Raw genomic sequence first — 7,848 nt, 5'->3', positions numbered from 1 at the left:
GATCGCGCCGGTCTCGTTTCCTGAAACACCGAAGCGTTCGCGCGCCGTCCGCGCGTTCCGGCAGAGCGCGATGACGGCCCGCGAACCCATATGCTTTTCCTCGCAAACGACCTCAGCGACGCCACGTTAGCGAAAGTAAGCGAAGGCTTCCTCGGGACGCTCGAGCCAGCCGCTTTGGTTGCTGGTCTCGGACGGCGACATCGTCGGCGGCAGATACACCAGCCACTGCGGCGCCAGCGCGAAGCGGCTCATCACCTCCAGTGCCGCCGACGCGTTCTCCTCGGCCACGACGATCCGGCCCCTTAGTTCGGTCTCGACCCAGCGGCGACCCGAGACGTCCTGATAGTCGAGCACGCCGTCGGCGTCGGCCTGGGCCGATTTGCCGAGATCGGATCCACCCAAAGGACGTATCGGTTCGGACCAGACCTGGATTGCCGGCACCTCGACAAGTTCGCGCTCCGGCCAGCGCAAGGCCGTCAGCTTGCCGCCGAAAACGCAGCCGGTGTCGATGCACAGGGTATTGTTGAGCGATTCCGCCGACAGCATCGGCGTATGCCCGTAGATCACGGCCGTCTTGCCGCGATAGGTCGTGGCCCAGTCGGCACGGACGGGCAAGCCGAATTCGTCGATCTCGCCCGTGGTCTCGCCATAGAGAGCGAATTCTCGCACGGCGCCCGAACCACGTCCGATCATCTCTTCCTTGAGGCCGGCGTGGGCAACCGCCAGGCGTCCACCGTCTAGCCAGACGTGGCTGCGCAGACCGTCGAGGAAAGCCGGCAGAGCCTCTCGCAGGCCGCGATCCTGAGCATCCAACTGGTCGATGGTTTGCTGCAGGCCGTGAGCGACCGTGACCTTGCGGCCTTCCAGCCAGCGGCCGAGCTTGCGTTCGTGATTGCCCTGGACACAGTAAGCAGTGCCGGCGGCCACCATGCCCATGACGATGCGCAGCGCGGCGGGCGAGTTGGGGCCGCGATCGACGATATCTCCGACAAAGACGGCCTTGCGTCCCTCCGGCGGGGTGACGACGACCGTTCGGTCGCCGCGATCCTCGGACCAGGCGACGCTGTAGCCGAGTTGGCCAAGCAAGGTCTGAAGTTCGTCGGCGCAGCCGTGGATGTCGCCGATGATGTCGAACGGACCGGAGTCGTCCCGCTTGTCGGTCCACAGCGGTTGGCGCGAAACCTTGGCGGCATCGACGCTGGCCTCGCTGCCAAGCTTCCAGACCTGGCGGAAGCCCTCGCGTTGCAGGCCGCCAAGACCCTTGCGGATCTCGGTCGTCATGCGTTGGGCCACACCGGCGCCGAATTGCCGGTCGGGTCGCGCTGCATTGCGCGCGATGCAGACGTCGACGCCTGGATCGATGACGACGGCGACTGGCAGAGCATGCCACTTGCGCGCCAATTCGATCCACGCCTTGCGGTCGGCTGCGCGCACGTTGGTGGCGTCGACAACTGCCAGCTTGCGATGCTTGAGTCGTTTGCCAACAATCTCGCGCATCAACTCGAAGGCGTCCGCCGAAACGTCCTGATTGGTCTCGTCGTCGGACACAAGCGCGCGGCAGCGATCCGAGGAGATGACTTCGGTCGGCAGGAAGTGCTTGGCGGCAAAGGTCGATTTGCCCGATCCGGTCGAGCCGATCAGCACCACCAGCGAGAAATCGGGAAGGGCGAGGTCGGTCTTGTCGGGCTCTCTCACCGCGTGAACACCGCCATTTGCGTGGGCGCGCCCAGGACGGCGTCAACAGCCCCGATACCGCTGAAGGCGGCGGCATAGCCATAGATCTTACCGATATTGTCAGCCCAGGCTTCGAACTGCGCCCGGCTCCATTCGAAGCGATGGTCGGGGTGGCGAAAATTGCCCGGAGCCAGCTTCGGAAACAGTGCGTTGTACTCCGCATTCGGAGTGGTGACGATCACGGACTTCGGCGCCGTCTCGCCAAAAACGATGCGTTCGATCAAGGGCAGCCTGTCGTCGTCGAGGTGCTCGATCACCTCAACCAGCACGGCGACGTCGGCTTCGGCCCAGCGACTGTCCCGGTATGTCAGCGATCCATGCAACAGCGTGACCCGACCCTCGGGCGGTCCACCGAACTCATTCAGCTTGAGACGCTTCGCAGCCCATTCCAATTCGCGCATTGCCGGGTCGAGCCCGAACAGCTTGTGGACCCATCGCTCGCGCACGAGGCGATAGAGCAGCTTGCCTTCGCCGCATCCCAGATCCGCGATAACGGCTCCGCCGGTCGCCCGAATGGCCTCGACCACTGCGTCCATGCGCAGGTCGTTCAGCCGAATGGGCACCTCCAGCGCTTCCTCAGGCGCGTCCCTGACTTCGGGGGACAGTGACTGGCCGGCCGTCTCGGGAGCGAGCCGCTCAAGGGCGATGCGGGCCAACGCACCGCGATTGCGCAGATAGCGGCGCACGATCAGGTCTTTGGCGGGATGGTTTTCCAGCCAGCCTTCACCCTTTGACAGCAGCTTGTCGATCTCGGCCTCACCGACCCAGTAGTGCTTTGCGTCGTCCAACACAGGGATCAGGACATAGAGGTGGTTCAGCAAACCGCTTAGCCGGCCTGTCCCAGTCAGCTTCAGATGACCGTATCGCCACTTGCCTGCCCCATCCCCGACATTCTCGATTGGCGCCAGATCGGCGGTCCAACCCAAGGGTTCGAACAGGTCTCGAACCAGTGCCTCGCCACCATGCATCGGCAGCGGTGTCACCACGGCCTCCAGCGGCAACGCGCTTTCGGCCAGTTCCTGGCGCTCCTTTGAAATGCCGGTCATCGCGGTCCGCAGCATTTTGTTGAGCGCCACCGACAGGAAGGACGATGCCGCATATGGCCTGTCGTTTACATATTGGTCCAGCAGGCCTTCCGCCTGGCCCTTGCCCCGTACGAGCCCGATCGGGTCGACATCGAGGAGAAGTGCGGCCTCGCAACGCTCCTCGGTTGCCTCGGGATAGAACAACCACGCCTTTCCGAAGGCGAGCTCGGTCTCGTGCAGACGATCGGGATGCTTGTGCAGCAAGAAACCGAGATCTGTGGCCGGACGATGTGTTGTAGCAACGGACAGGAACATCAGCGATCGATAGCGCAGACCGGCAGAATAACCAATGGCGTTGCACGGCTATCTACTGAGCCTGGACTGGGGCGCTATGCGCTGGCCGAGTGAGCAGGCACCACAAACAAAAAGGCAGGCGCCGCGCTGGCGCCTGCCTTTTTGCTTCGGTGGATGGCGTCGTGCGTTACGCCGCTGCCGCAACCTGCTTGCCGGCGGTTCCGGCCACCACCGCGTTGACCTTGGCAGTCGCCTTGGCGATCGCGGCATCAACGGCGTCCGGGCCCATGCCAACGCCTTCGATGCGGATGACGTCGACATCGGTCATGCCGAGGAAGCCGAGCACGCCAAGCAGATAGGGGATGGCGTGATCCATCTGCACGGCCGCGCCCTCGGAATAGATGCCGCCGGAAGCGAGCACGATATAGACCTTCTTGCCGTTGACGAGACCCTTCGGCCCGCCTTCGCCGTAGGAGAAGGTCTTGCCCGAACGGGCGACGTGATCGACCCACGACTTCAGGGTCGAGGAGATGCCGAAGTTGATGAAGCCGGTGGCGAGGATGATGGTGTCGGCGGCGAAGAGCTCGTCGAGCACCGCGTCCGAGACGCCGACGACTTCGGCCTGGCGCTGGCTGCGCGCCTCGGCGGGCGTGTAGATGCCGGTCGAATAGTCGGGATCGATATGCGGCAGCGGATTGGCGACGAGATCGCGCACGACAAGCGTGTTCGACGGATCGGCGGCAAGCAGCTTGTTGGCAAGCTCGGTGGCGATGCGGGTCGAGTGCGAGGCGGCGCCGCGCGGGCTCGAGGTGACAAGAAGAATGGACATTGCGGGGCTCTCCAGTGGGATTGAACTGTCCCGCTGAATATGGGTCGCTCGACTCATTCGAAAAACTGGTATATTTTCTATACGATCCATCCACAAAATAGATATAACGATGCAGCCCAATCCGACGCTCGACCAGTTGCAGATCCTGGTGGCGGTTGCCGACACCGGCAGTTTCTCGGCCGCCGGCCGCAAGCTGAACCGAGCGCAATCCGTCATCAGCTATGGCATCGCCAACCTGGAGGCGCAGCTTGGGCTGAAACTGTTCGAGCGCGAGGGGACGCGCGAACCGCAACTGACCGTAGTCGGACGGGCGATGCTCGAAGATGCGCGGCGCATGATCGGCGTGCTGCAGCGTATGCGCTCGCGGGTCGACGGCCATCATCAGGGACTGGAGGCCGAAGTCGCGCTGTCGGTCGATGCGGCGCTGCCGTCGCCGGTACTGGTGCGGGTGCTGAAGGCGTTCGAGGCGCAGTTTCCGACCGTGATGCTGCGCCTGCATATCGGCACGCTGGGCGTCATTCCCGATCATGTGCTCAGCGGCCAGGCCGACCTTGGCATCGGCGGCATGCTGGGCGAGGTCGACGTCCACCTCGTGCGCATCGGCTTCATGTCGATCGTGCTGGCCGCCGCGCCCAGCCATCCGCTGGCGCTGCTGCCGAAGCCGGTGACGCTCGAGGATGCGCGCGAACATACGCAACTCGTCGTCACCGACCAGTCCGAACGCACCAAGGGACGCGACTTCGGCGTCTTCGCCTACCGCACCTGGCGGCTGACCGATATGCGCACCAAGCATATGCTGATGCGGGAGGGGCTTGGCTGGGGAGGCCTGCCGCGCTGGCTGATCGCCGACGATCTGGCAAGCGGCAGGCTGGTGGAGCTCGACCTCGAGGTCTTCAGGGAGGCGCGTTCGCCGCTTTTTGCCATGCATCGCAATGACAGCAGCCCGAAGCCGGCTGCGGCCTGGCTGATCGACCGGTTCAAACGAGGGCTCGGCTGCTTCAACGAGATGGAGCCGGGCGTGTGGACCGAGGAGGAGCCGGAGACAGACCGTCGATCAGCGCCATGAGCACGGCGCGGTAGTCGCCGCTCGATGCTCCCGCTTCGACGGCAAGCGCGGCGCGGTCGAAGGCAGCGGCGAGCAATGCGGTCAGCGGCTCGATCGGCAGTCTTGCCATGGACTGCTCGCGCATCGCCGCGACGAGGCCTTCGCGCAGCGAACGGTTGCCATGGCGGTTGTCGATCTCATCCATGGCGGATCGGCCGAGCACGGCAGGCCCGTCCAGCAGCAGCAGCCGAGTGCGGCCCGGCGCCCGCATCGCCGCGAGATAGGCGTCCGAGCCGGCGATCAGCGCGTCGCGGGCAGGGAGCGATGCGGGCGAGGCGCGCTCGATCTCTTCGGCCACCGCGCCAGCCTCCTGCTCGACCACGGCGGCAAACAGCGCCTGCTTGTCGGCGAAATGGTGATAGAGCGCGCCTCGGGTGACGCCGGCGGCGGCGACGATCTCCGGCGTGCCGGTCTCGGCATAGGACTTTTCGGTGAATAGTTTTCGTGCGGCGTCGATCAGATCGGCGCGCGTCGCCTCGGTGCGGTCGCGGTTGGAGCGGCGCGAGGATCCTCGTTGCATACATGCAGCCTGTATGTTAATTGCATTTACATGCAGACTGTATGTTGTTTGACGGGAGAAGGAAAGATGAAGACGACGAGCTACTATCCGGTGCTGATGACAGGCGACGTCGCCGGTACGAAAGAATTTTATGTCGAGCATTTCGCCTTCAAGCCGCTGTTCGAGAGCGACTGGTATGTGCATCTGCAGTCGGCCGAGGACCGCCGGGTCAATCTCGGCATCGTCCAGGGCGACCACGAAACGATCCCGGAGGAAGGGCGGGGCCGCACGTCGGGCCTGCTGATCAATTTCGAGGTCCGCGACCCCGACGCGATCTATCAGCGGGTGCTGGCCGCCGGCCTGCCGATCCTCAGAACTCTCTGCGACGAACCTTTCGGCCAGCGCCATTTCATCACCAGGGATCCGAACGGCGTGCTGATCGACGTGATCAAGCCGATCCCGCCGAGCCCCGAATTTCAGGCGCAGTTCGTGCAGGGAGCGGCGGCGGGCTGAGCGGCGACCGTTGGCGGCAATTGTCGGCATGGCGATGCCGGCGGGCGGCCGCCTGGCGGGCCGAGTGCCTCGCGAAGCAAAGCGCATGCTGCCGTTAAAGTCGCCCGTGATTTTCAAGTTACGGATGATCCAAGCGGCGGTTTCACTTTCCAGACGGCAATAATCCTTGCGAAAAACCTTGTTTGCCTATTGTATTGTTCAGCAATAGCGGTGTCGGGGGATAGCTATGGCCAGTCGAGGAGAGGAATCAAATTCTGGCCCGTATACCGACAAATTCGAGACGGTTCTGCGGGCGGAGTATGACGCCATCCTCGATCGCCGCCGCGCGCTCGGCGTCGATGCATCAAAAGATACTGGCGGCAAGCCCGCTTCCGTTGCCAAGGGTGATCCAGCCTGGCTGTTCGGCGTGGCGCTTTCGGGTGGCGGGATAAGATCGGCTTCGCTCTGCCTCGGCGCGCTTCAGGCCCTCGACCAGTACAAGCTCATACCTCGGATCGACTATCTGTCGACGGTATCGGGCGGCGGCTACATCGGATCGGCGATGATCGCCGACATGACGCGCCAGGAACTCGCGCCGGCGAAAAGTGGCAAGCGCAAGCGGCCCGATTTTCCCTTCGCCTCGGGCGACGACGTGCGCGACAACGCGCTGGTCGGCCACATCCGCGACAACAGCCGTTTCCTGGCGCCGCGCGGCTTCCAGGATATCACGCTGTCGATCGGCATTCTGATGCGCGGCTGGATGGTCAATGTCCTGCTGTTGCTGACGCTGATCCTGCCGCTGGCGACATTCGTCATCCTGACCAACCCGACCACCGATCATCTCGGGCACAGCATCGTGCTCGACGTCGCCAACTGGCTCTTCGGCGACGATTGGGGCAAGGCGGGATGGGCCGCCAGCCTGCGGTCGCTGGTGGCCAACCCGTTCGTGCTCTCGCGTTCGATGATGGTGGTTCTCGCCGTCTGGCTGGTCGTCTGGGGATTGCGACGGTCCTATACCGACAGCTATGCCTTTGCGCGCAAAGGCGAGCGCCTGGAACAGGACAGCAGATGGGCCAAGGGCGGTCGCACCCTGCTGCTGGTCACCGCCGGCCTGCTCCTGATTGAAATTCAGCCGAAGATCATCCTGTGGCTGATCGAGGTGACCTCTCCGAAGGCTGGTCATCGGCAGACGACAATGGAGACGCTCAAGGTGCTGATCACGGCGGCCGCGGCAATCGTCACAGCCACCGCCGCCTTCAGGGGTATTCTGATTTCCTGGCTGCAGAAGGCCTTGAATTCGCCGGGGATCGGACACCAGCTGCGCGGCTATCTGGCGCGCGCGGCATTTCTTGCACTCGGTCTTGCCCTGCCCCTGCTGATCTACGGCTTCTTTCTGCTGATCACGATCTGGGGCATCAAGATCTTTTCGCCGATCACGATCTGGGGCTTCGACGTATCGTGGCTGTTTGGCCGCGACAGCGGCTATGCCTACGGTCCAGCCTGGCTGACGGCCGACAATCGCGTCCTGTTCACGATCCTTGTCATATCGATGGCGCTGTTTCTGGCGGCGCGAACCTTTGTGGTTCGTTATCTCGCCGACGATCTGGCCCCCGGCCGGCTCAGTGGCTTCTTTGGCGCGATGAGGCATGACTATAGCGGATCGGTGGTCATCAAGGTGCTGCTGCTCGTTGCATGCTCAGCCATTTTCGCCGTGGCCGCCAGAATGGCGAAAGGGGTCTGGCAGCACGACGAATCCACCGTGCTGCTCAACTATCTGGCCATCAGCGCCATCGTCACAATGGTGGCCTTCAACTTCACCGAGAATGCCAATGGGTTGCACCGCCTTTACCGCGACCGGCTTCGGCAGGCA

At 63.7% G+C, this 7,848-nt stretch carries 6 protein-coding genes and 1 pseudogene; 3 read left to right on the top strand and 4 right to left on the bottom strand.

Features of this window, described 5'->3' with window-relative positions; translation table 11 throughout:
- The 3 genes and pseudogenes from EN780_RS22235 to EN780_RS22225 form a co-directional block, all read right to left on the bottom strand.
- A pseudogene (locus EN780_RS22235) lies at positions 1-1,695 on the bottom strand (polynucleotide kinase-phosphatase); the annotation flags it as partial.
- Positions 1,692-3,074: a 3' terminal RNA ribose 2'-O-methyltransferase Hen1 gene (locus tag EN780_RS22230; RefSeq protein WP_128275328.1), complete on the bottom strand. Its 1,383-nt coding sequence runs from the start codon at positions 3,072-3,074 to the stop codon at positions 1,692-1,694. The pseudogene EN780_RS22235 and the gene EN780_RS22230, both read right to left, overlap by 4 nt.
- A 166-nt stretch (positions 3,075-3,240) precedes the next feature.
- The gene (locus EN780_RS22225) at positions 3,241-3,882 is read right to left on the bottom strand and encodes an FMN-dependent NADH-azoreductase (protein WP_128275327.1); all 642 of its coding nucleotides are present in this window, start codon (positions 3,880-3,882) and stop codon (positions 3,241-3,243) included.
- A 109-nt stretch (positions 3,883-3,991) separates the two neighbouring features.
- Between EN780_RS22225 and EN780_RS22220 the strand changes: the two genes are divergently transcribed.
- Positions 3,992-4,948, top strand: a complete 957-nt coding sequence (locus tag EN780_RS22220) for a LysR family transcriptional regulator (protein ID WP_127391797.1) — start codon at positions 3,992-3,994, stop codon at positions 4,946-4,948.
- Here the strand turns inward: EN780_RS22220 and EN780_RS22215 are convergent.
- Entirely contained in the window at positions 4,881-5,507 is a 627-nt protein-coding gene (locus EN780_RS22215) for a TetR/AcrR family transcriptional regulator (RefSeq protein WP_128275326.1), read from the bottom strand. The two genes, EN780_RS22220 and EN780_RS22215, sit on opposite strands and share 68 nt — an antisense overlap.
- A 66-nt stretch (positions 5,508-5,573) precedes the next feature.
- Here EN780_RS22215 and EN780_RS22210 point away from each other — a divergent pair, with 66 nt between their 5' ends.
- Positions 5,574-5,999: a VOC family protein gene (locus EN780_RS22210; RefSeq protein WP_127308814.1), complete on the top strand. Its 426-nt coding sequence runs from the start codon at positions 5,574-5,576 to the stop codon at positions 5,997-5,999.
- 226 nt (positions 6,000-6,225) lie between these two features.
- Positions 6,226-7,848, top strand: a 1,623-nt coding sequence (locus tag EN780_RS22205) for a patatin-like phospholipase family protein (protein WP_189556656.1), incomplete at its 3' end; no start/stop codon positions are given.

Source organism: Mesorhizobium sp. M4B.F.Ca.ET.089.01.1.1 (genome assembly GCF_004022605.1).
Lineage (GTDB): Bacteria > Pseudomonadota > Alphaproteobacteria > Rhizobiales > Rhizobiaceae > Mesorhizobium > Mesorhizobium abyssinicae.
This window is presented reverse-complemented; position numbering and strand designations above follow the sequence as displayed.